19 protein-coding genes are annotated in these 22,984 nt (G+C 24.8%); 5 read left to right on the forward strand and 14 right to left on the reverse strand.

The genetic code is table 11. From position 1 onward, the window contains the following. Window positions 1–46 precede the first annotated feature (46 nt). A complete protein-coding gene (locus AC4FQW_RS07450) occupies window positions 47–445 on the reverse strand; it encodes an HsmA family protein (protein WP_303130228.1) in 399 nt (132 codons plus the stop codon). Between the two features lie 289 nt (window positions 446–734). Here AC4FQW_RS07450 and AC4FQW_RS07455 point away from each other — a divergent pair, with 289 nt between their 5' ends. The 3 genes from AC4FQW_RS07455 to AC4FQW_RS07465 all read left to right on the forward strand — a co-directional run bounded on the left by AC4FQW_RS07455 (window position 735) and on the right by AC4FQW_RS07465 (window position 3,362). Then, complete coding sequence (locus tag AC4FQW_RS07455) at window positions 735–1,601, forward strand: MBL fold metallo-hydrolase (RefSeq protein WP_491148216.1); 867 nt, start codon at window positions 735–737, stop codon at window positions 1,599–1,601. 226 nt (window positions 1,602–1,827) lie between these two features. Then, window positions 1,828–3,123: an acetyl-CoA hydrolase/transferase family protein gene (locus AC4FQW_RS07460; RefSeq protein ID WP_491148218.1), complete on the forward strand. Its 1,296-nt coding sequence runs from the start codon at window positions 1,828–1,830 to the stop codon at window positions 3,121–3,123. Window positions 3,124–3,173: 50 nt separating this feature from the next. After that, complete coding sequence (locus AC4FQW_RS07465; protein ID WP_303130231.1) at window positions 3,174–3,362, forward strand: hypothetical protein; 189 nt, start codon at window positions 3,174–3,176, stop codon at window positions 3,360–3,362. A 136-nt stretch (window positions 3,363–3,498) separates the two neighbouring features. Here AC4FQW_RS07465 and AC4FQW_RS07470 read toward each other — a convergent pair whose 3' ends face one another. From AC4FQW_RS07470 to AC4FQW_RS07505, 8 genes are all read right to left on the reverse strand, one after another. After that, a complete protein-coding gene (locus tag AC4FQW_RS07470; protein ID WP_491148221.1) occupies window positions 3,499–3,645 on the reverse strand; it encodes a hypothetical protein in 147 nt (48 codons plus the stop codon). 142 nt (window positions 3,646–3,787) lie between these two features. Further along, entirely contained in the window at window positions 3,788–5,080 is a 1,293-nt protein-coding gene (gene brnQ / locus AC4FQW_RS07475; protein WP_491148222.1) for a branched-chain amino acid transport system II carrier protein, read from the reverse strand. Between the two features lie 396 nt (window positions 5,081–5,476). Next, a complete protein-coding gene (locus AC4FQW_RS07480) occupies window positions 5,477–7,444 on the reverse strand; it encodes an ABC transporter ATP-binding protein/permease (protein ID WP_491148223.1) in 1,968 nt (655 codons plus the stop codon). 269 nt (window positions 7,445–7,713) lie between these two features. Further along, on the reverse strand, window positions 7,714–10,512 hold the full coding sequence (gene ygjK, locus AC4FQW_RS07485) for an alpha-glucosidase (RefSeq protein ID WP_491148225.1): 2,799 nt from the start codon (window positions 10,510–10,512) through the stop codon (window positions 7,714–7,716). Between the two features lie 507 nt (window positions 10,513–11,019). After that, the gene (locus AC4FQW_RS07490) at window positions 11,020–12,447 is read right to left on the reverse strand and encodes an MFS transporter (protein ID WP_491148227.1); all 1,428 of its coding nucleotides are present in this window, start codon (window positions 12,445–12,447) and stop codon (window positions 11,020–11,022) included. Window positions 12,448–12,896: 449 nt separating this feature from the next. Further along, a complete protein-coding gene (locus AC4FQW_RS07495) occupies window positions 12,897–13,619 on the reverse strand; it encodes a glycerophosphodiester phosphodiesterase (RefSeq protein ID WP_491148229.1) in 723 nt (240 codons plus the stop codon). A gap of 72 nt (window positions 13,620–13,691) precedes the next feature. Beyond that, window positions 13,692–14,369 (reverse strand): MgtC/SapB family protein, encoded by a 678-nt coding sequence (locus AC4FQW_RS07500; RefSeq protein WP_303130244.1) that lies wholly within the window; start codon window positions 14,367–14,369, stop codon window positions 13,692–13,694. A 281-nt stretch (window positions 14,370–14,650) separates the two neighbouring features. Further along, window positions 14,651–15,058, reverse strand: a complete 408-nt coding sequence (locus AC4FQW_RS07505) for a hypothetical protein (RefSeq protein WP_491148231.1) — start codon at window positions 15,056–15,058, stop codon at window positions 14,651–14,653. Between the two features lie 257 nt (window positions 15,059–15,315). On the opposite strand from AC4FQW_RS07505, the gene AC4FQW_RS07510 reads away from it, so the two are divergent. After that, window positions 15,316–16,383, forward strand: coding sequence for an XdhC family protein (locus tag AC4FQW_RS07510; protein ID WP_491148233.1), 1,068 nt, complete (start codon window positions 15,316–15,318; stop codon window positions 16,381–16,383). A gap of 90 nt (window positions 16,384–16,473) precedes the next feature. On the opposite strand, the gene AC4FQW_RS07515 is transcribed toward AC4FQW_RS07510, so the two are convergent. Next, the gene (locus tag AC4FQW_RS07515; RefSeq protein WP_491148235.1) at window positions 16,474–17,304 is read right to left on the reverse strand and encodes a MerR family transcriptional regulator; all 831 of its coding nucleotides are present in this window, start codon (window positions 17,302–17,304) and stop codon (window positions 16,474–16,476) included. Window positions 17,305–17,428: 124 nt separating this feature from the next. Between AC4FQW_RS07515 and AC4FQW_RS07520 the strand changes: the two genes are divergently transcribed. Further along, window positions 17,429–18,058: a GNAT family N-acetyltransferase gene (locus AC4FQW_RS07520; RefSeq protein WP_491148237.1), complete on the forward strand. Its 630-nt coding sequence runs from the start codon at window positions 17,429–17,431 to the stop codon at window positions 18,056–18,058. 66 nt (window positions 18,059–18,124) lie between these two features. On the opposite strand, the gene fliB is transcribed toward AC4FQW_RS07520, so the two are convergent. The 4 genes from fliB to AC4FQW_RS07540 form a co-directional block, all read right to left on the reverse strand. Then, the gene (gene fliB / locus AC4FQW_RS07525; protein WP_491148239.1) at window positions 18,125–19,366 is read right to left on the reverse strand and encodes a flagellin lysine-N-methylase; all 1,242 of its coding nucleotides are present in this window, start codon (window positions 19,364–19,366) and stop codon (window positions 18,125–18,127) included. Window positions 19,367–19,766: 400 nt separating this feature from the next. After that, window positions 19,767–21,236 (reverse strand): protein adenylyltransferase SelO, encoded by a 1,470-nt coding sequence (locus AC4FQW_RS07530; protein WP_491148240.1) that lies wholly within the window; start codon window positions 21,234–21,236, stop codon window positions 19,767–19,769. A 505-nt stretch (window positions 21,237–21,741) separates the two neighbouring features. Further along, window positions 21,742–22,503 (reverse strand): hypothetical protein, encoded by a 762-nt coding sequence (locus AC4FQW_RS07535; RefSeq protein WP_491148242.1) that lies wholly within the window; start codon window positions 22,501–22,503, stop codon window positions 21,742–21,744. Window positions 22,504–22,561: 58 nt separating this feature from the next. Next, entirely contained in the window at window positions 22,562–22,957 is a 396-nt protein-coding gene (locus tag AC4FQW_RS07540; protein ID WP_303130773.1) for an RrF2 family transcriptional regulator, read from the reverse strand. Window positions 22,958–22,984 lie beyond the last annotated feature (27 nt).

Consider the following 22,984-nt stretch of genomic DNA (forward strand, 5'->3'; position numbering starts at 1 on the left):
TTCTTTTACATCTATTAAGTTAATCTAAAACAAATTTATTTATATTTTAGCCTGCCATTCCAATGTACATTCCTACAAAGTAAGGAATTAACCATATAAACCAAACTACCATACTAAATTTATGGAATGCTTGTTTAGCTTTTTCACTTCCTTTATTTAAAACCCAAGTTGCCCAAACTGCATGGAATAACATTAATAATATTGCAAGCATCCCTGTTGATTGATGAATTAAAAGTTGTGTTGGTGTTATTGTTTTATCAGCATGTGCTGCTGCAATTCTACTCATTGTAAAAGTTCCTAAAGTATCACAAACTAAACCACACCAGAAAATGATAACATGTTTCTTTTCTAATACTTTAGCTCTATGTTCTCCCCATACACCTACTGTATAAAAAATTAATGCAAGTGTTATAAATATAATTGCTGGAATTAATAATTTTGGCATAAAAATCTCTCCTTTTCTTTTAAAGTTTACTATTTTTTATTAACATAATTTCATTTAAGTAAAAAGTACACAAAACTTTGCTTAAATCCTTTATTTCACTACTGAAATAAATTTAGTTAGCATCCTAACTACTTTATTATCATAATATTTTTTATTAACAAATACAATGAACAGACTATTAAATAATGTTTAATAAATAAGCTATATTTTTTTTAAAGTTATTAAATTGAGATTAGATATATATAAATGTTATAATTAACTAAATAATACAAAAAGAAGGGATGAAAATATGCTAAAAAAACTTACAGATAGAGTATATTATATGGAGCACAAAGAATCTGGAGACAGACCAACCCTTGGTCTTGTAATTGGAGATAAATATAGTTTAGTTATTGATGGTGGAAATTCAAAAAGTCATGCAGAAAGCTTTTTAAAGGAAGCCCAAAAAATAGCTACTTCTGAAATAAAATATTTAGTTATAACACATTGGCATTGGGATCATATAGTTGGAGCAAATTATATGAACTTAATAAATATAGTAAATGGAGTAACTAATGAAAAACTTGATTCACTTAGAGATTTAAAATGGACAAACAGTGCATTAGAAGAAAGAGTTAAAAATGGACAAGAAATTGAATTTTGTTTAGAACATATAAAAATAGAACATCCAAATGATGATAGAGAGATTTTAATACCAACAGGTGATATAATTTATGATGAATTTTTAAAAATAGATTTAGGTGGAGTTAAAGTTTTTGTTGAACATATATCTAGTGATCACTCAAATGATAATTCAATAGTTTTAATAGAAGAAAATAATAAAACTACAGCTTTTGTTGGTGATTCTCTTTATTTAGATATGTATAATGGTGCTTGGAGTTATTCAAAAGATAAATTTATTCCACTATTAATAGAACTTGAATGTTATGAGGCAGATTATTATGTTCCTTCTCATCACGGATTATATACTAAAGAGAGCTTTTATGAATATGTAAATCATATGAAACTATTAAGTAATATTGTTTCTGATAAGCTTGCTATTGAAGATTGCATAAAAGAATTTAAAAAAGTTTTTAATAAAGAACCTAATGAATATGATGTATATGATATGAATTGCTTCATTGAAGGCAATAAAAAAGAACTTACAATAATTTAATAATAAATTGTAAACAATTTCAAATAGTGTTTTATTTTTCTTGATTTTGGTATATAATGAACTCAAGTTAAATAATATATATAAAAAGTTTATATGTTTTAAATGTACGCATTGAGAGAATTATGAGTGGCGTGCTATTCTATAAGGTTTATAGATTAGCTGCGCTTTTTTTTAACCACTTTGTTAAAATTTTAACTTATTTTATGGTATAATGGAGGTATTTTTTATGGATTATTCAAAACAATATAAAGAAAAACTTATAACAGTGGATGACGCACTAAACCTTGTCAAATCAAATGATGAAATAGTTTGTTCACTAGGACCATGTGAACCACAAGGTTTTCTTAATAAATTACATACAATTAAAGATAGAGTTGAAAATGTTAATGTGGTAACAATGTTAAGCTTAAATAAGTATATTTATAATACAGATGAATCTATGAAAGGTCACTTTTTTAATGAATCTCTATTTATGGGAGGACCTGCAAGAAATGCTAGAAAAAATGGATTAGGAGCATATATCCCTACTCACTTAAGATATTCTGCTACTAAAAGATTAAGATATAGAAAACCTAATATATTTGTTGGAGCTGCAACTCCAATGGACAAACACGGTTTCTTCTCACTTTCACTTTCATTAGTTTATGAACGTGAAAATGTAGAAAAAGCAGATATAGTAATTCTTGAAGTAAATGAAAACTTACCAAGAACTCATGGTGATACACAAGTTCATATAAGTGAAGTTAATTATATAATGGAAAATACAATTAAAGTTCCAGAACTTCAACCAAAAGAGCCATCAGAAACTGACTTAGTAATTGGTGATTATATAGCATCTTTAGTTGAAGACGGTTCTACTATACAACTTGGTATTGGTGGAATCCCAAATGCTGTTGCTAAATCTTTAATGACAAAAAAAGATTTAGGTGTTCACACAGAAATGATTACAGAAGGAATAGTTGACCTTTTTGATTCTGGAGTTATTACAAATAGTGAAAAAACTCTTCACAAAAATAAAATAATTGGAACATTTGCTCTTGGAACTCAAAAGCTTTATGACTTTTTAGATGATAATCCTTGTGTAGAATTAAAATCTTGCTCTTATGTAAACGATCCATATGTAATTGCAAAAAACAAAAAAATGATTTCAATAAATACAGCTTTATCTGTTGATTTAACAGGTCAATGTTCATCTGAAAGCTTTGGATTTAATCAATATAGTGGAACAGGTGGACAAAGCGATACTGGAATTGGAGCATTTATGTCAGAGGGAGGAAAATCAATTATAGCACTTCACTCTACTGCTAAAAATGGTACAATTTCAACTATATCAACAGGACACGCACCTGGAACTGCAATCTCTTATTCTAGAAATGATGTTGATTATGTTGTTACTGAATATGGTATCGCAAACCTTACAGGAAAAAGTGTAAGAGATAGAGTTAAAAGTTTAATAAAAATAGCTCACCCAAAATTCAGAGATGAGCTTACAGAGTTTGCAAAAGCAAATAATCTTATTTAATAAGATTTAATGTTATAAAATTAAAATTTATAAAAAAGGATGTGTTCAATATGACTGAAAAAGAATCAATTAAAAATATGGAAAAACAATTAGCTATCTTAAATAATCAAGTTAAAATGCTTGAAATTCTTACAAAAAACTCATCCTCTTGTGAAGAAATACTAAACTACTTTGGTGAAGAAAGTTCTGATTACATTGAAAATATAATCAGAAATGCATCACAAGTTCTAGGTAATTAAGCTCAATACTAAATTTATAATATAAATATTTCAATAATATAATACTTCGTTCAAAATAAAAAGGATATGTTATAAAATATAACATATCCTTTTTATTTAATTAATATTAAAACTTTTAATCCATTATTTTTTATATTTAAAATAAAATATTTAAGCTAAGTGCTAATTCAAAAAGACTTATAATCATAGAAGTTATACTATTAAACATTAACGGTATTGCAAATACTATTAATTTTTTATATTCATCATTATTAACTATATTTATTAAATTTTTTATTATCATCTTAACCACTCTTCATATTCTATTAAAAATGAAGAGCAAATAAGGCGCATAAACCATAAAATAAAATTCTCCTGTAATTATTCGTTTAACTATATTAAAAAGGTATTAGATTAAATCTAATACCTTCTCTTATATAAATTTATTAACTATCTAACATATCTACAGCTGCTTCTTCTTTCTTTAAAAGCATATTAAGTATAATTGAAACTACTATCGCAATAACTGCTGGCACTACCCATGCAAATCCTACATTAGCTAATGGTACAAATTTAAATATTCCATTAAGAGCTGTTACTCCAAATTGAGTATGAAGAACATCTAATACTGATACTACAAGAGTTGTATATACTGTAATCTTATAAGTTAACTTACTCTCTACTCCAATTATATTAAATAATATAAGAACTATTTGCATTGGGTAAAAAATCATAAGTATTGGTACTGCAAGTGATATTATACTGCTTATACCTGCAATAGACATAACTGCTGATGCAACACAAATAACTGCAACTATAATTTCATATTTAATCTTTAATACCTTTGAGAAAAACTCCCCTACCATAGCTGTTAAACCAATTGATGTTGTAAGACATGCAGCTGCAACAGCTATTCCAAGTGCCACTTTACCAAAGTTACCTAAAATTAAATGAGCAATACCTATAGTTAGTTCAGCTTGACTTATATCTTGTGGAAAATATCCTCCAAGAGCTGCTCCTAAGTATAATAATCCACCATAAACAAATATAAAACCAATACTTGATACTATACTTGCTTTCTTTAAAATGGATTTTTTTTCTGAATCTTTATTGTAACCTAAAGCAACTATTGCATTTATAGCAATTACTGCTGTAATTGGTGCTCCTAGTGCATCCATTGGTTGATATCCATTTATAAATCCAAAACTAAATCCATTTACTGTACCATCTCTAAATACATGTTCAGTAAAAAATATACCTTTAATTATAATTACTGAAAGTATAATTAAAATTATTGGTGTTAATACCTTACCAATGTATCCTACAATTTTTGTTGGTTTTAAAGTTAATATAAGTGTTATTGCAAAAAATATTGCTGCAAAAATACCAGGACTTATAGTATCTCCTATATTAGGTAATAAAGCCATTTCATAAGTACTTGCTCCAGTTCTTGGAATTGCAACAATTGGTCCTAGACATATTAAAATTAATGCTGTATAAATATTTGTAAACTTAGACCCTATCTTTTCTCCAAACTTTTCTAAACTACCTGCTTTATTAAGTGCCAATATTCCAAGAAGGGGTAGTCCTATTCCTGAAATAAAAAATCCTAATAAAGACATAAACCAATCTTTTCCTGAATTTATACCAATCTCTGGTGGAAATATTAAGTTTCCTGCTCCAAAGAATATGGCAAATATTGTGAAACCTACTGCTATGAAATCATGTTTTCTTTTCATGTTCATACCTCCTATACTACTATTAAATTTTTCTTTTAATTTTTTGTACTTAAATCCTAACTTTTCTAACTATACTACTGTTCCACTGCTACAATGTTTCATCTATTTTATCATATAAAACATTATTTTGTAAATATTACAATATAATAAAATAAATTTAATTTTAGTCATAAAAATTTATACAATTACTATTATTTTATAAATATTGTATTAAATTATTAATCCTATTTTAATCCTTATTTATTAATGTTCTACTTAATATTCTTTTAAATAATTCAATTTATAATTTATTCTTTAGTTTATTTAAATACAAAATTTTAAATACTAATATACTTTACTAAAATTAAAGAGCCTATTTAAAATAAAAATTTCACAAATAGACTCCCTTAATATTTATTATTCTGTTCTTAATGATTCAACTGGGTCTAATTTAGCAGCTTTTCTTGCTGGTATAAGACCTGAGCACATACTTATAATAGTACTTACAACAATACCACAAATAGCATAAGCTGGTGTTATATTTACAACATCAATATAAAAAACTTTCATTGAAGCTATATTTGCAAATTTTTCTATTAAAAATGCACTTATAAGCCCTATTATTCCACTAAATAATCCTATCAAAAATGCCTCTGATACAAATATTCTTTTTATATCTTTTCTTCTTGCACCTATTGCTCTTAATAGTCCAATTTCTTTTGTTCTCTCAACTACACTTATATGAAGTACTACTAATATCATTATTGATGAAACAATTAAAGAAATAGCTGCAATTCCTGCAAGAACTATTGTTAATACATTTAACATAGTAACCATTTGATCTCCCATAATTTCCTGAACTGAACCTTGATACCCCATATCTAACATTTTTGTTTTTATATTACTTGCCTCTTCTTTTGTATTTGCAATAAGATATATTACACTTGTATCTAAGCTTTCACCTTGCTTTTTAAGTAATGAATTTAAATCATCATAATTCATAAATACAACTTCTGTTGTTTCTGACATACGATCTTTATTTCCTGTTGTGTAAATTCCACTTACTTTAAATGTTCCTTCAACTTCAATCCCTTGAACTAAAGTATTTAATTTTACCTTCTTACCAATAATATTTCCACCAAGTTCTTTTGAAATTAGCTCACTTACTAATATCTCATTCTTTTTAGGTAACTTACCCATCTTTAAATTTTTATCAGTTATAGCAGATGACATGCTATTTAACATCATAATATCACATTTTTTATTTCCATATTCTAATATATTATTTCCTGAAATGTTTATATAACTAAACCCCTTTTCTACTTCTTTAACACCTTCTATTTTTGATAACTCTTTTATGTTTTTTTCTTTAAAAGGCTCCTTTGCTCCCATCATTGCTTTCATTGCAGCTGCTGGATTATTTGGATTATTAGAATTTTTTTCTGCTGGCATATTAACTTCAACTACTAAAGGATTCATAAAACTTTTTATCATATCATTAAAGTATGTTTTCATTCCATTACCTAATGATAGCATTAATACAACGCTCATAATCCCTATACTTACCCCTACTGCAACTAATATATTTCTCTTAAGTTTTTGATTCATATTATTTGCAGCAAGTCTTATTGCTGAAAAAAAGCTTAAATTTTTATTGCTTTTATTTTCTTCTATATTTTTAAATGAAATATTATTTAATTGGGTTTCCTCTTTATCTTCAACTATTTCTCCATCAAATATTTTTATTATTCTACTTGAATAGGCTGCAACTTTCTCTGAGTGAGTAACCATTATTACAAGCTTACCTTTTTTTGCAATATCTTTTATAATATTTAAAACTTGTTCTGTTGTTTCTGAATCTAATGCACCAGTAGGCTCATCTGCAAGTATTATTTCAGGGTCATTAACTAAAGCTCTTGCTATTGCAACTCTTTGCTTTTGACCTCCTGATAATTGATTTGGCTTTTTATTTATATGATCTTCAAGTCCCACTTCCTTTAATACCTGTGTAGCTTTCTTTATACGAATATCTTTACTTACATTAGATAAAGTAAGTGCAATAGTTACATTATCTAATATGGATAAATGAGGTATTAAATTGCAACTTTGAAATACAAAACCTATTTTCTTTTTTCTATATTCATCTAATTCCTTCTCTTTAAAGTCTCCTATGTTCTTTCCATTTATAAGTAATTGTCCAGTAAAATCTGAATCTAATCCACCAATTAAATTCATCATTGTAGATTTACCACTACCCGATTCCCCTATTATAGATACAAGTTCTCCTCTATTAAAAGCCACATTAATATTTTTCAAAGCATGAAACTTTTCTTTATTGCCTAACTTATAGTACTTATTAATATTTTTTAATTGTAATAAATCCATATTTTATCTCCTTTAAGTTAATATTATAAGACCAATAAATTTAAAATAAATCTATATAACAACTTCTCTATAATAATTTAAATATATAACTTTAGACCTTTTATATTTTCTCTACTTTTTAAATAATTAATCATATAATATAAAAAATAAATTAATTAATATGGACTTTTCGTACAATTTAATTTTATTGATATTTAAATTAGCATAACTTCATATTTTCCCATATAAAAAAGAACTGCAAAAAACAGTTCTTTTTTAATTTATACTTATTATTTTTGTTCTTCTACTTTATTTTTCTTTTTAATAAGTACTATTCCAAGTAATATGCATATAGCAGCTACAACAATAGATAATGCTCCATATTTATAACCAGTACTAGGTAAATTACTATCATTATCTTCTTTGCTATTATCTATTTTGTTTGAATCATTTTCCTTAGTGTTTGCTTGAGTATTTACTACTTTATCTTTGTTTGCTTTATTATTTTTATCTACATTTGCAACAACATTATTATCTTTTGGATTATTATTAGATGAATTAGCTACATTATTCTCTTTATTATTAACTACGTTATTATCTTTATTATTTGTTGGTTTTGTAGCATCTTGTTTATTATTTTCTTTATTTGTATTTTCATCTACTTTATCTTTGTTATTTTCCTTATTTGCAGATTCATTATTTTTATCTTTATCTGAATTATTTTTATCATTATCAACTTTAGTAGGTTCTATTGCAAATCCAGTTTGTGAAGTTGTGTGTGGTTTTTTAGCTGCAAGTAAATCTTTATATAGTAAATAATATGAAGCTGATGACCAACTGAAGTTTTTACAATTTAATCCATCACCATTTTCAGGATTATAATTTTCTCTTATAGGTCCATCTCCTGTTAATCTTTCAGCCTTATTAAATAACTTTTCTGTCATTGCTTTTGCTTCTTTATCATAACCATAGTTTTGAAGTGCTTCTACTCCAAATAAAGCTTGGTCTAACCATACTGGACCTCTCCAGTACTTAGTAGGTGAATATTTAGCATTATCCTTTGAAGCTGTTGGGAATGGCATTGGAGTATTAAACTTATTTGGATCTACCATATTTTTTTCTACTGCTTGAGCTTGCTCCTTAGTTGCCATTTTAGCCCATAAAGGTATCCAGCCTTCAGTACCTTTTCCTCTATTAACTAATAACTTTTTCTTTGTTCCATCATTATTGATTTGAAGGTCATAGAAAAATCCTGTATTTTTATCAAACATATTTTCATCTACATATTTCTTTATATGTTTAGCTTGATTTTCGAAGTTTTTAGCATCTTCCCCCTTGCCTAAAACTTCTGCCATTGATTTTAAGAAACCATCTTCAGCATAAAGATACGCATTTAAATCAACTGATTCTTGATTTATAGAATATCCTACAACTTTTCCATTTTTATTTTTATTTTCAAATACCTTTACTCCTACATCTCCTTCGCCTGATCCTTTAACATCAAATCTAGTTGCATTATCCATTCCACTTTCCCAAGCAGCTGCCTCAATGATTGCATTAGAATCAAACTTTGGATTTCCATCTTTATCTTTAATTATATTTCCATTTTTATCATATAAATAATGAGCATTATGAACCATAGCACCATATTCTGCTATACCATTTTTGTCATGATCTCTATTTTCATACCACCATTTATGATAAGCCACTAATTTAGGATACATTTCTTCTAAGAAGCTTGTATCACCTGTTTGTTTATATACATTCCATACTGACCAAGCTGATAGAGGTGGCTTAGAATTTCTCTCATTCCAGTTACCTCCCTTTCCTCCTCTTTCTGAATCTTTATTATAGAATATTGCATCTATTACAGCTCCAGCATCTTGTGGTCTAATTTTATCACTTGGTTTTATTTGATAATCAAACATAGCTCTTATATTATTTTTAGCAAGCTCTCCATCAAAATTAGCAGCAGCAACTGCATGTTTCCATGAATCCCATGCCCACATTCCTAAAAACCATTTATATGACATTGAAGGTACAATTCCATCATGCTTAATTGCACCAGCTTTACTTTTCCAGTTTGTAGTTATAGTTTCCATAGCTTTCACTGCTACTTTGTCATATTTAGGATCTACATTCTTTGTTCCATCAAAAGTTTTATTTAAGTATCCTTGCCAACGTTCATTATTTTTATTAAAATATGTATCTCCATTAGCTAATAAATTATTTACCTTTTCATTTTCTTTAGTTTGCTCTTCCTTTGTAAAAGTATAACTTTCTGTTGTGTATGTTTTAAACTCTTTGTTTGGTAATATTTTTACACCTTTATTTAATTCAGTTGTATAATTATTACCATCTACCTTTGTATTTGTATCACCATTATAATTTATTGTAAATTTAGTTTGGTCTGTTGAGAAAAAGTTCCAAGTATAATCAATATTTGAGAAAGTAATTTCTACTCCATTTTTAGTTGCTAATAATTTTTGATTAAGAGGTGCTGAACCTCCGCCTTCTTTAAACTCATTAAATATATGACCTTTCCATCCTAATTTAAGATTTAAATCTTTATCAGTATTATTAATTATAGATGTCTGAATTAATGCAGTTCTATTAGTTGGAAATATAAGTTGTAAAACTAAAGTAAAATCTTTTAATTTGTAATTTTCAACTAGCCTTCCTGGATAATATGTAAAAGATGCTTTGCTATCTTTTGCTAAATCATATACTTTTCCAGTATCTGAATTTGTTATGTATATTTTACTTATTGAATCTGATAAATTAACTGGATATTCTTGTCCAATTATTACTGGACCTTGGAAATCCCCATAATTTTTTGTATCACTTTCTTTAGGTAAATAATATCCATGCCATGCACCATTATCAGAAAAGTTGCAGTATTTATTATTTGAATTTTCTCCATATAAGCTGCTTGTTATATTACCCTTTATATCAAGCACATTTTTATAATCCGTCACCTCTTTTCTTTTATCACTGGCAAAGGCATTTACCCCAGTACAACTTAAAAGCATAATTGATGATAGTCCAAAAGAAGCAATAGATTTCATTGCCTTTTTGTTTAAACTCATTAAAAAACTCCCCCTTTTATCTCTTAAGTTATATCAATTAACTAAATTATTTAAATTAACCCAATTACCTATTATTTTTAAATATCTTAATGAAAATACAACTTCGTTTCTTATGTTATCCAAATTTTATAATATAAAAATTTCAATAGTTAACTAATATCTCTTAAAAGAAAATTTAAATATTATAATAATCAGAAGTTATTATAAAATCTTTTTAAAACGTTTTCAAATATACTAAATTAACTTATTTCATTTTTCTTATGTGTATTTTATATATTTTTTAGTATAATAAAATATTTTTAAAAACTTTTATTAAAATTATATATTTTTTCTATAATTTGTTTAATTTTATAAAAGGCTTTTATTAATTAAAAATTCAAATATTTTAAAGAAAAAATAATAATTTAAATTCAAAAATAAATTATAAATTAATAGAAAAAGGACTATTTAAAATAGTCCTTTATTTCATATAATATATTAAATATTTAATTTTATATTATGTAAATTTTATTTATTAGCAAACTTTTTCTTTCTAAATCTTGTGGCACTAATTAATACTCCAACAAAACATATTATAGCTGCAACTACATAAACAAAATCTGTTGCACTTATAAATACTTGATCTTTTCCTTTAATGTAATTTGTAACAGTATATCCAAGCATACTACTCATTTTACTATATAAAAGAGTTGTTCCAAGTGTTACTCCAGATATCATACCTAAATTTCTAACTAAAGCATTTACACTTCCTGCAATTCCAAGCTTATCTCTTTTTACAGTAGACATTACAAGTGTATTATTTGGTGATTGGAACATTCCATTACCAATTCCCATTAAAACAGAATATACTCCAACAAGCCATAAAGGAGTTAATTCATTTATTGTTGACATAAATATAAAACTTACAGAAAGCATGCAAAGACCTATAAGTGCTATAAGTTCTGAACCAATTTTATCAGCTAGACTTCCACTTAAAGGAGATATAACTGATAAAGTTATTGGATATATCATCATAAATAACCCTGCATAAAATGGTGTAAGATTTAATACATCTTGAAGATAAAATGGTAATAAAATTGTAAAACAACTTATTGCTATAAATGATATAAATCCACAAAATATACTAATTGAAAATAAGTTGTTTTTAAATATACTTAAATCCAAAACTGGTGATTCTATTTTTAATTCTGTAAAAATAAATAATATAAATGATACTATACTTATTAAGAATCCAAGAAGTATAGGAGTACTTTTATATCCCATAAATTGTCCTTCTGTTAATGATAATACTATTGATATTATAAATATTGCAAAAAGAACTGTTCCAAGTATATCTATCTTTTTATTCTTTTCTCCCTTTTCTTTAGGTAGTATTTTCATTGCTGCTACAAAAGCTATAATTCCTATTGGTACATTTATTAAGAAAATATATTCCCATCTAAAGGATACTATCATTCCTCCAAGTGCTGGACCAACCATTATACCAAGTGCAACTGATGCCCCTGATATTCCAACTGCTCTACCTCTTCCACCTTTTGAAAAAGCATCTGTTATTATACCAAGACTATTTGCCATAGTAATTGAAGACCCAATCCCTTGGAAAACTCTTGATGCAACAAGTAAAGGTAATGTATGTGATAATCCACAAAATAATGATCCTAAAGTAAATAAAAATATTCCTATTTTAAAAGTATTACATTTACCTTTTACATCCCCAAATCTTCCTCCAAGTAATATTAAGCATGAAATTGCTATAAGGTAGCTTGTAACAATCCATTGAACAGAAGCCATAGTTACACCTAAGTCTTCTGATATAATAGGAAGTGCTACATTAACTATGCTACTATCTAAGCAATTCATGAAAGTTACTGTTACTACACATATAAGTATCTTCCATCTATTATCATGGAGAGGATTATAAGTGTTGTTTTTCATTTAAACTCATCCTTTCTTTTCATTTGTTTAATTATTTTAAAAGCATGAGAATAATTATAATATAAATAATTAAGTAATTTCATAAAGAAAATTTAGCTTTGAAAGCTAATTAAACACAATTAACATTATAATGCTTAATTATACTCATTATTACTATTGTTTAATATTAAAATTATTTAATAATATATCTTTAATAATAAAATAGAGTACCTTAAAACTTTAAAAGGTACCCTATCGTTTATGTTAATATGATGTTCAACCAAAATTTATAAATTAATATATTAATCTTAAAAACTCTTTCCTATCTTTTGTAATAATCTTTTTCTTATTATATACTTATATTTAAATTATTATTCATAAATTTTAATATATATAAAATTTTTATCATTGTTTTATATAATTTATAAAACTCTAATCTTTAAATTATTGTTTATAAATTTAAATACTTTTTATAATAAATCTTTTAAAATATTACTGTAATTTGTTATTATCATATCTACATTTAAATCAATCATTTTTTTCATATCTTCTTTTGTGTTTACTGTATAAACATTAACTTGCAAAAAATTATCATGTGCTTTATCAACAATTTCTTTTGTAATACTGTTATACTCTGGATGAAGTGCATTAGCCCCTACCATTTGAACATAATTGTATGGTTCATATAAGCAATCGCAATAAAGTAATCCTGTTTTTATTTTTCTATTTAACCTTATGCACTTTCTTATTGAATAATGGTCAAATGAAGAAACTACTACTCTATCTTCCATTTCATACTTTTCTATCATTTCATAAACTTTATCTTCAATATTTTTATAATGAATTATACTATTTTTAATTTCTATATTTATAAGCTTATTATTGTTTTTCATAAAATCTAAAAACTCCTCAAGTGTTGGAATTTTAAGACCTTTAAATTCTTCACCAAATTTAATTCCTGCATCTAAGTTTTTTAATTGATTGAGTGTATAATCTTTTATAAATCCTGTTCCATTAGTTGTTCTATCAACTTCTTCATCATGACATATAACTAATTTATTATCTTTTGTTAAATGTACATCTAATTCAATTCCATCACATCCAGCTTCTATTGCTTTCTCAAAAGCAAGCATTGTATTTTCTGGATATAAACCACTTAGTCCTCTATGTGCTATATTTAATGTCTTTATCATAATAAATTGCTCCTATAATTTATTTTTATATGTAAAATTTTAATAACTTAATAAATAATTTTATATAGTAAATTATACATTTTCCACATCACAGTATATTATATTATCTACACTACACAATTCTTTACTTATGTCTGATGTGGTACTAAAAGTTTTTGTTTTTAATACAAATTCTAAAACATATATACTTTCATTATTATCATTTATTTTACTTGTTTTTAGTCTTGATATTTTATAACACTCTTTAGATAATATATCCATTAGTTTTTTATCTGGTGTACTTGATAACTTTAATGTTATATCAAATGCTCTATAACAACATAATCTATTAATTTTTTTAAGCAACTGAAGAACTATAAGAACTATAACACTTGAAAATATTCCAATGAAATACATTCCTGCACCAACTGCTAATCCTATTGCTGCAGTTGCCCATATTCCTGCTGCTGTAGTTAACCCCTTAACTATTTTCTTTTCTAAAAATATAGTTCCAGCTCCTAAAAATCCAATTCCACTAACTACTTGAGCTGCTATTCTACTTGGGTCTAATCCAATTGATTGATGTGATAGTAAATCATAAAATCCATATTTTGAAACAATCATAAACAAGGCACTTCCAATTCCAACTAAAAAATGAGTTCTAACTCCCGCTTCTTTAGAATTCATTTCTCTTTCAAAACCAATAGCACCTGCTAATAAACCTGCTAATATTAGCCTTAAAAAAATTTTCAAAATATCTTGAACTACCATTTTTTACTCCTTAAATTTTATATAATAAAATAATTCAAATTTAAATTAATAAAAAATATTAAGTAAATATTTTTAAATTTATATACAAAGTAATATTAATATATAAAAAAACAAAAATTTTCTAAATTTTATTATATCACTTTATGAAAACAATTTCAGAAATATATTTTATCTATTTAAAAAAATTTATCTTATATTATTTATTTTTATCATTAATTTATACTTATTTTTAAATTATTGTAACTAAAAATAAAAACCGCTAATAATATAGCGATTTTCATTTAAATATTTAATTGTGGTACTATTATATGTTTTATAAATAATCCTACATCAATTATATATATTATAGTTGATATTAAAACTGCTGGTATTATAGTTACTATGCATACAATATTGATTAAAAATAATATTAATTTATTTGTATTTATATACTGACTTCTTATATTTTTTATACTAATTACTAAAGCCCAACTAAATATAATTATTCCCATAATCATTATTAAGTTAATTAAAAACAATTCATTTCTACTATTACTATTTAGAGCAAGAGCAAGTGATATAATAATAAAGGTTGCAATATTTAATAAATACATACCAGATAAAAAATAATCTAACTTAACCTTATAGCTTATATAAACTCTTAATGCAAACAAGCAAACTAAAAGTATTAATATTAAAATTTTAATCATCCCCTACCATATTTTATTAACCCCTTTAAACTTATTCCCTCCTTAAATCTTATTTAATTCCCCTTAAACAATTTTTATTTATTCTTTTAATGAATTAATTAAATATAATTTTATTATAATTTAATATATTTAAATTATAATAAAATTTACAATATTTGTATATAAACATTTTGTTTTATTTTCATTTTATAACTATTTATACTATAATAAATTTTGTATAAAGGTTTTAAAATTTTTTATGTTAGAGGGTATATGATATGTTTGAAAAATTTTACGAAGATTTATTGGAAAAAGTTAATTGTGGTAACCGTGCTGTAATGCTTACATATTTAAATTTAAATAATGATACATATGGTTCCATAGAAAAAAAATTAGTTTTAACTTATGATGAAGTAAGTAAAAGAGCCATTGAATTAGACAATATTATTTATGAAAAAATTAATACTGCACTTTCAACTGGACAAGTAGAAACTATTTCTATTTCAAAAAGTAAAGGTTTACTAATAGAGCCTTTCTTTCCAAAGCCAAGATTAATAATTTTTGGTGGTGGTCATGTAGCCAAGCCTTTAGTAGATTTTGCATCTAGAATAGGTTTTGCTATAACTGTTATAGATGACAGACCTTCTTTTGCTAATTCAACTCGTTTTCCTAATGCAGAAAATGTTATTTGTGAAAGCTTTGAAAACTCCTTTAATATTATTAATCTTAGGGATTCAGATTTTGTTGTTATAGTAACTAGAGGTCATAGACATGATGGTTTAGTACTTAGAAAGGTATTAAATTATAATCTTAATTATATTGGAATGATTGGCTCTAAACGTAGGGTAAAAGGAATGATGGATGAATTAATTGAAGAAGGCTTTTCAAAGGAAAAATTAGATAAAGTTAACTCTCCTATTGGTCTTGATATTGGTGCAATTACACCTGATGAAATAGCTATTTCTATAGTTTCTGAACTTATTATGTTTAAAAATAAAAATATTTTAAAAGTTAATTCTAAGAAATTTTCTTATCCTGATTTTGATAAAGAAGTATTTTCAGAAATATATAAAAATGAAAATAAACCAAAAGCTGTTATAACTATAATATCTTCAAAAGGCTCTGTCCCTAGAAAAGCTGGCGCTAAAATGATATATAAATTTGATGGAAGTACTTTGGGAAGTATAGGTGGAGGATGTAGCGAAGCTTCTGTATTATCTAAAGCTAGAAATATTATGCTAAATAAAGGTTTCTTAATTGAACATGTTGATATGACTGGTGATGTAGCTGAATCAATGGGAATGGTTTGTGGTGGAATTATGGATGTTATTATAGAATCATTTTAAAAAAAGTAGACAGGTTTAACCTGTCTACTTTACTTTAATAACCTTTACCCATTTTCCTAAATAATTTCTCATAAAAAACTCCTACTTATTTTAATCTATAAGTATTTGTACCTGACAGCTATAATAATCTGTATTAAAGAAATCATTAAGCAAATCAATTTCTATATAACTTTTAACGTTTATATTATTTTTCTTAATATACTCATTTAACTTTATTAAACTTTCTTTTTCATTATCCTTGCTATAAGCTAGAGTTAAATACCTTCCTTCTTCTAAAACTTTAATATTTTCATCTTTATAAATTTCATTATCAAAAAACTCTAAGTCTTCTTCTATTGTATTAAATACATATTTAGATTTTAAATTTCTATTTTTTATACTTTCATTTTCTAAAGCTAAACTATAAATTATACCTCTCTCAATAGAAACATTTAATCTTTTATTTTTAATAATTTTATCTAAATCAGAATAATAAATAAGCTCTTTTAAACTTCCAGCTTCCTTACATGGAGTTACAACTATATAACGTTTCTTAAAATATTTTATTTCTATATCTAAATTATTTAATAAGCTTTTTGAATAACTTACTATCCCCTTTAAACTATTTATATTATCAATTATTTCTTCCATCTTCCTTATATTTTCTTCTGCCTCTAATTTCTTTTTATTTAAAAATAAAATTAATTCATCAGTATTACATTCTTTAAAAAGCTCCTTAAGTTCCTTTATACTTGTTCCTAAAGTTCTACAACCTTTTATAATATCAATATGAATAAATTGATCTATAGAATAATATCTATACCCTGACTCTTTATCTATATACTTTGGTATAAGTATTCCAACCTTATGATAATACCTTAATGCCTTTATTGTAATATCTTTAATTTTTGAAACTTCTCCAATTGAAAATAAATTCTCCATAACTCCCTCACCTTTTTTAAATATATTTTAATACATTATTGACTCTCCCCTTAGAGTACATATTACTATAATTATAAAGTATTTAATCTTAAAAAAACATTTATTTAAAAGGGGTTTGATTTTAATGAGTAAAATTATTTATAGAGATTTAATTAAAGATGATTATAATACTGTAAAAAAAATGATTTGTGATGCCTTTGGATTTAAGGATTTTATTAAAGATACAAAATATTTAGATTCATTATTAACTTTATATCTTCAAAGCTGTATTTTGGAAAGTTCTTTTAGTAAAGTTGCTGTAAAAGATAAAAAGGTTATTGGAATTATATTAGGAAATAGTAAAAATAAAAAAAGTAGCTTAAAGAAACCTTATAATAGTTTTAGTTTTATTTCTAGTGGATTTAAAGTTATTTTTACTAATAAAGAAAATAGAAAATCCTTTAAGGAGTTTATGAAAGTACAGAATGCATATAATGAAATTATTAAAGGTAAAAAGAATAATTTTGATGGTTGTATTCAACTGTTTATTGTATCAGAGGAGTGCAGAGGTTTTGGAGTTGGTAAGAAGCTTTTAAATTATTTGTTTGATTATATGAAAAGTTCAAATGTGAAATCATTGTATTTGTATACAGATACTAGATGTAATTATGGATTTTATGATAGTCATAACTTTAAACGTATAAATGAAAAGGAAGTTTTGTTTGATTCTTTTAATGAAAAGCTTGATGTATTTTTGTATAGTTATAGCTTTTAGATAATTGAAGTAAGTTAATATAAAAAGCTTAAGTATTTATAACTTAAGCTTTTTTTCTAAAACTATTTAAAAATTAAAATTTGAAAGTCCTAAATGATTTTTACAAAACTCCAAATTATCAAATTCCTTCTCTTTAATATACTTTAACATATCTGTTAAATAATTTTTATGATGTCCAATTCCCTTAGAAAATAATTGAATAAACTTAACAATTTCTTCTTTTGAAGCAGTTTTATTTTTTAAATACATACCAACTAAATAAAATCTTATAAGTGAATATCTCATTAAAAGCATTATATATCCATCAAATATTGAGTCATTCTCTGAAAATGGGAACATATAATTATAAATAAAATTAACTATATAATTTTCAAAAATATAGCTATTTTTATATAAAAACTCTTTATTATAATCCTCAAAAGCTTTTATATACTTTTTTGAGTACTTACTTAAATTATCATCTTCATTTAATTTAAAAGCTTTAATTATATCTTCTGTATGTTCTTTAAATAAAGGACTATCCACTTCTCTAAAGTTTTTGAAAAACTTCATTACTTTTTTAAAAAAGTCTAATGATATAATATAGCTCATATTATCTTTACCATAATAATCTCTCATTTTATTTATATCATAATTTTCTATAAACTGTTTTACTCCTTTAAAGTTATAAGAAATCTCTTCCTCTAATGAGCTTATAAATTCACCTAATATATAAAGTCTTTCATTTATATCAAAATTTCTATTTTGAATTATTTTTATACTTAAATCTCTTATTTCTTTAAAATATTTTACTGGTGAATTATTAAAAATTTTATCCTTTGTATTTACTTCACTTGATATTATATGTTTACCTAAAGTTTCTTCTGAATCTGAAAATTTAATTCCTTCTTCTTTTAATAAAAGTATTCTTGCAGCTTCAGGACAAGATACATCAAGTGACATTTCATAAAATCCATCTATTTTATTTAATATTCTTGGAAAAGATGTACAAACATTTGAAAGATATTCTTCTCCTAAGTTTGATTGAATTATGCAATAATTTTTTTCATCTAAAAAAGGACATCTCTTATCTTTTTTTAATTTTACCTGTCCGTAATCTACATCATCACTTGTTTTATATTCATTATTATGTACATTTTTTTGGAACATTTTTTTCATTTTTTCATCTTTAACTTTATAATATTGTCTAAAAGTTATTTTATCTATATCTATATTCCAACCAATACAACAACTATCTTCACAAGCTCCACCTATACATTTAAACTCTTTTAAATAGGTTGGATATCTTTTTTTTATATTTGTTCCCATTTTCTTTACTTCCTCTACATTTAAATTTCTTCTATTTATATTTTACATAAATTTTATAAAAATAAAAACAATACACCTTTAAAACTCATAAATTAATATTTCATTTTTAAACTTACTGCTTATTATTTTTTTGCACAATATTTATAATATCTTCAAAATATAAGTTAAATTAAAAAAGACCGTCTATTTTAAGACAGCCTTTTAATTATTTAATATTAGTAATTAATATATATTTAAGTACTTTGCCAAATTATTTAATATTATAGATTGTTTAAAAGAATTAGTAATTAATATATATTAAATTGCTTTTAAATAGTTAAAGTATATGTTTCCTTAATTATTTAACATTAATATTTAAAACTAAATTTTTTAAAATATAAATAAAATATATTTATATAATTTATGTTCCACAATAAGTTTTGTAATTGCAATTTGTCTTTTCAGGCAACTTAGCATATTCTTCTTGCTCTTTTGTATGAGCATATGGATTTTTTAAAGCCTTAATTAAATTATTCATTACACTATAATCCCCATTTTCTGTTGCTGCTTTTAATGCTTCTTCTACTCTATGATTACGCGGAATTACTGCTGGATTATTATTTTTCATAAGTTCTATTGATTCTTCCATTGATTGCTTTTGTCTACTTAATCTATCTTTCCATAACTTATAAAAGTTTTTAAATTCCTCTTTATTAAAAATCTCACTATCTTCTACTTTATTAAATGTTAATTCTAAAAATGTATTAGTGTAATCAGCTTTGTATTTATACATTATGCTTAAAAGGTAATCTATTAAAGTTTCATCATCCTTTTCTTCGTTAAAAATTCCAAGTTTTTTTCTCATACCATTAAGCCAAGTTTTTTTATAAATATCTGGATAATTTGAAATTGCTTTTTGAGCTATATTTATTGCTTCTTCCTTATTTTTATGAAGAAGTGGAAGTAAGCTTTCTGCAAATCTTGCAAGATTCCAACCTCCAATGTTTGGTTGATTGCCATAAGCATATCTTCCTGAAACATCTATGGAACTAAATACTGTATCTGGATTATAAGTATCCATAAATGCACATGGTCCATAATCTATTGTTTCTCCACTAATTGTTACATTATCAGTATTCATTACTCCATGAATAAATCCAACTAATTGCCACTTAGAAATAAGACTTGCTTGTTTTTTTATAACTTCTTCTAATAAATAAAGGTAAGGATTTTCTTTGTTTAATCCCTCTTTAAAATGTCTATTTAAAGTATAATCAGCTAAAGCTTTAAGTTCTTCATAACTTCCAAAGTTTGAAATGTATTGAAAGGTTCCAACACGAATATGACTTTTAGCAACTCTTGTTAATATAGCACCATCTAAGTAGTTTTCGCGAATTATTTTTTCACCAATTGTAACTACTGCTAAGCTACGACTTGTTTCAATATTAAGTCCATGCATTGCTTCGCTTATAATGTATTCTCTAAGCATTGGGCCAAGTGCTGCCTTACCATCTCCACCTCTTGAATAAGGTGTTCTCCCTGAACCTTTAAGTTGAATATCAAATCTTTCCCCTTTAGGTGTTATATGCTCTCCAATTAATACAGCTCTCCCATCACCTAACATTGTAAAATGTCCAAATTGATGTCCTGCATAGGCCTGTGCAATAGGCTCTGCTCCTTCTGGAATTTCATTTCCTGAAAATATATTTACTCCATAATCACTTTTTAAAACATCAGAATTTAATCCTAAATCTTCTGCTAAAGAATCATTAAATATAATTAACTTTGGTGCAGGTACATTACTTGGATTTTGTATAGTAAAAAACTTTTCTGGAAGATTTATATAACTATTTTCAAAATTAAAGCCTGTTTCTCTTAAATTTTTCTCCATCTTATCTCCTTTTCTATATGTAAAATTTAATCTTATATTTTAAATTAATATTTTATTGTGTTCTAATCTTATATTTTTAATTTGAAAGTATAATAAGTAATAAAATAATAAATATTTTAATTTTAAATTATTTTGAAATTTAAATCTTACTTTTATTCATTTAGGTAAAAAAATAAAATAGTATTTGTCTTTTTATATTTGTTTTTTAATCTTAATATAAATTTCTATCTTGATAATTTCTATCTTAACAATTTATTTCTATTAATAATAATTATCCTTTATCTTTATACTTATAATACATTATTATGTACAATAATCAATATAAAAATGATTTAAAATTTATATAAAAAAAAGTAGCTTAAAATTTTTGTCTATTCTTTAATTAAAAGACATTAATTTATATGCTACTTCTTTTCTATATAATAATTTTCTATATAATAATTTTTTATATAATGTTTATTTTTATATACTATCTCTTTAATTTATATTGTACTTCTTTATATGTTTACTTATTTAAATACTTTGTTTTGCTCCAATTTAAAATAAATTCAGTTAATTCTTCTTTATTTTCTTCAAGTTGCTTTACTCTATTAACATTTGCTCCTGATGGATGTGGAAAGCCTTTAAGTATTTGATTTTTATTTATTACGCCTTCATCTTCTAATTTACATAAAACTTCTTCGACTGCTCTTCCAAGTGGGATTAATAATATATCATTAAAATGATTTAAGCTTTTAAATTCATCAATAAAATTTTCATAAACATATTTCATTAAAAAATCACTTTTAATTAATTTTGGAGTATGACCTGAATAGTTTTGCTTTTTTACAAATACTGAATAAGGGATTAATGATACTGTATGTAATAAATAATCTTTATCAGAAAAAAGTTCACTACAACTATCTAAATTAAAAACTTTATTAAGTCCTATTTCATCTAACATACTTATTATATTTTTTCTTAAAGAACCACTAAATCTTCCAGCAACTTTACACTTATATTGAATTTCTTTTATATCATTTGTTATTTCAAGTTCTTTTCTTGCCTCTGCTATTGCTGTACTCATTTGCTGAAATCCTGGAGTTATTCCTATTATAAATATTTTAGCCTTCTTATTCATGTATTCATTATGTGGAGCATAATATATTTCAATATTATCTTTTTCCTCTATTAAAAAATCTTTAGTTAAAAGTTCTTCTTTTGTATACTTAGCTTTTATAGGTAATTTCTTTATTTTATCTATATAATCATACAATGTTTTTTTCATAATAACTCATCTCCAAGTTAAGTTTTATACAATACAGTATTTACATTTTAATTTTATATTATAATATATCTTCTAAAGTATATTTGCTCATTTCTTTAATAAATGTATTTAATGATTTTGATATAACAACTTTTAGCTTACAATCATCTTTAATTAATGGACACATATCACTATTTCCCATACAAGAAACTAAATTTAAATTTTCTTCTGTTAAAACTAGAACGTTACCTAAATTTATTTCTTTAGGTTCAACCCCTAGTCTTAATCCGCCATTTCTTCCCTTTAAAGATATTATATATTCAGTTTTTGCAAGCTTATTAACTATTTTCTTTAAATGATGCTTTGATATATTAAGCTCATCTGACATCTCATCTATTACTGAAATTCTCTCTTCGTTTTTTGCCAAATATATTAGCATTCTAAACGCATAATCTGTAAACTTTGATAACTGCATTTTTTATCTCCTTTAGTAATTAAATCT

The organism is Clostridium sp. TJA085 (assembly GCF_058310235.1).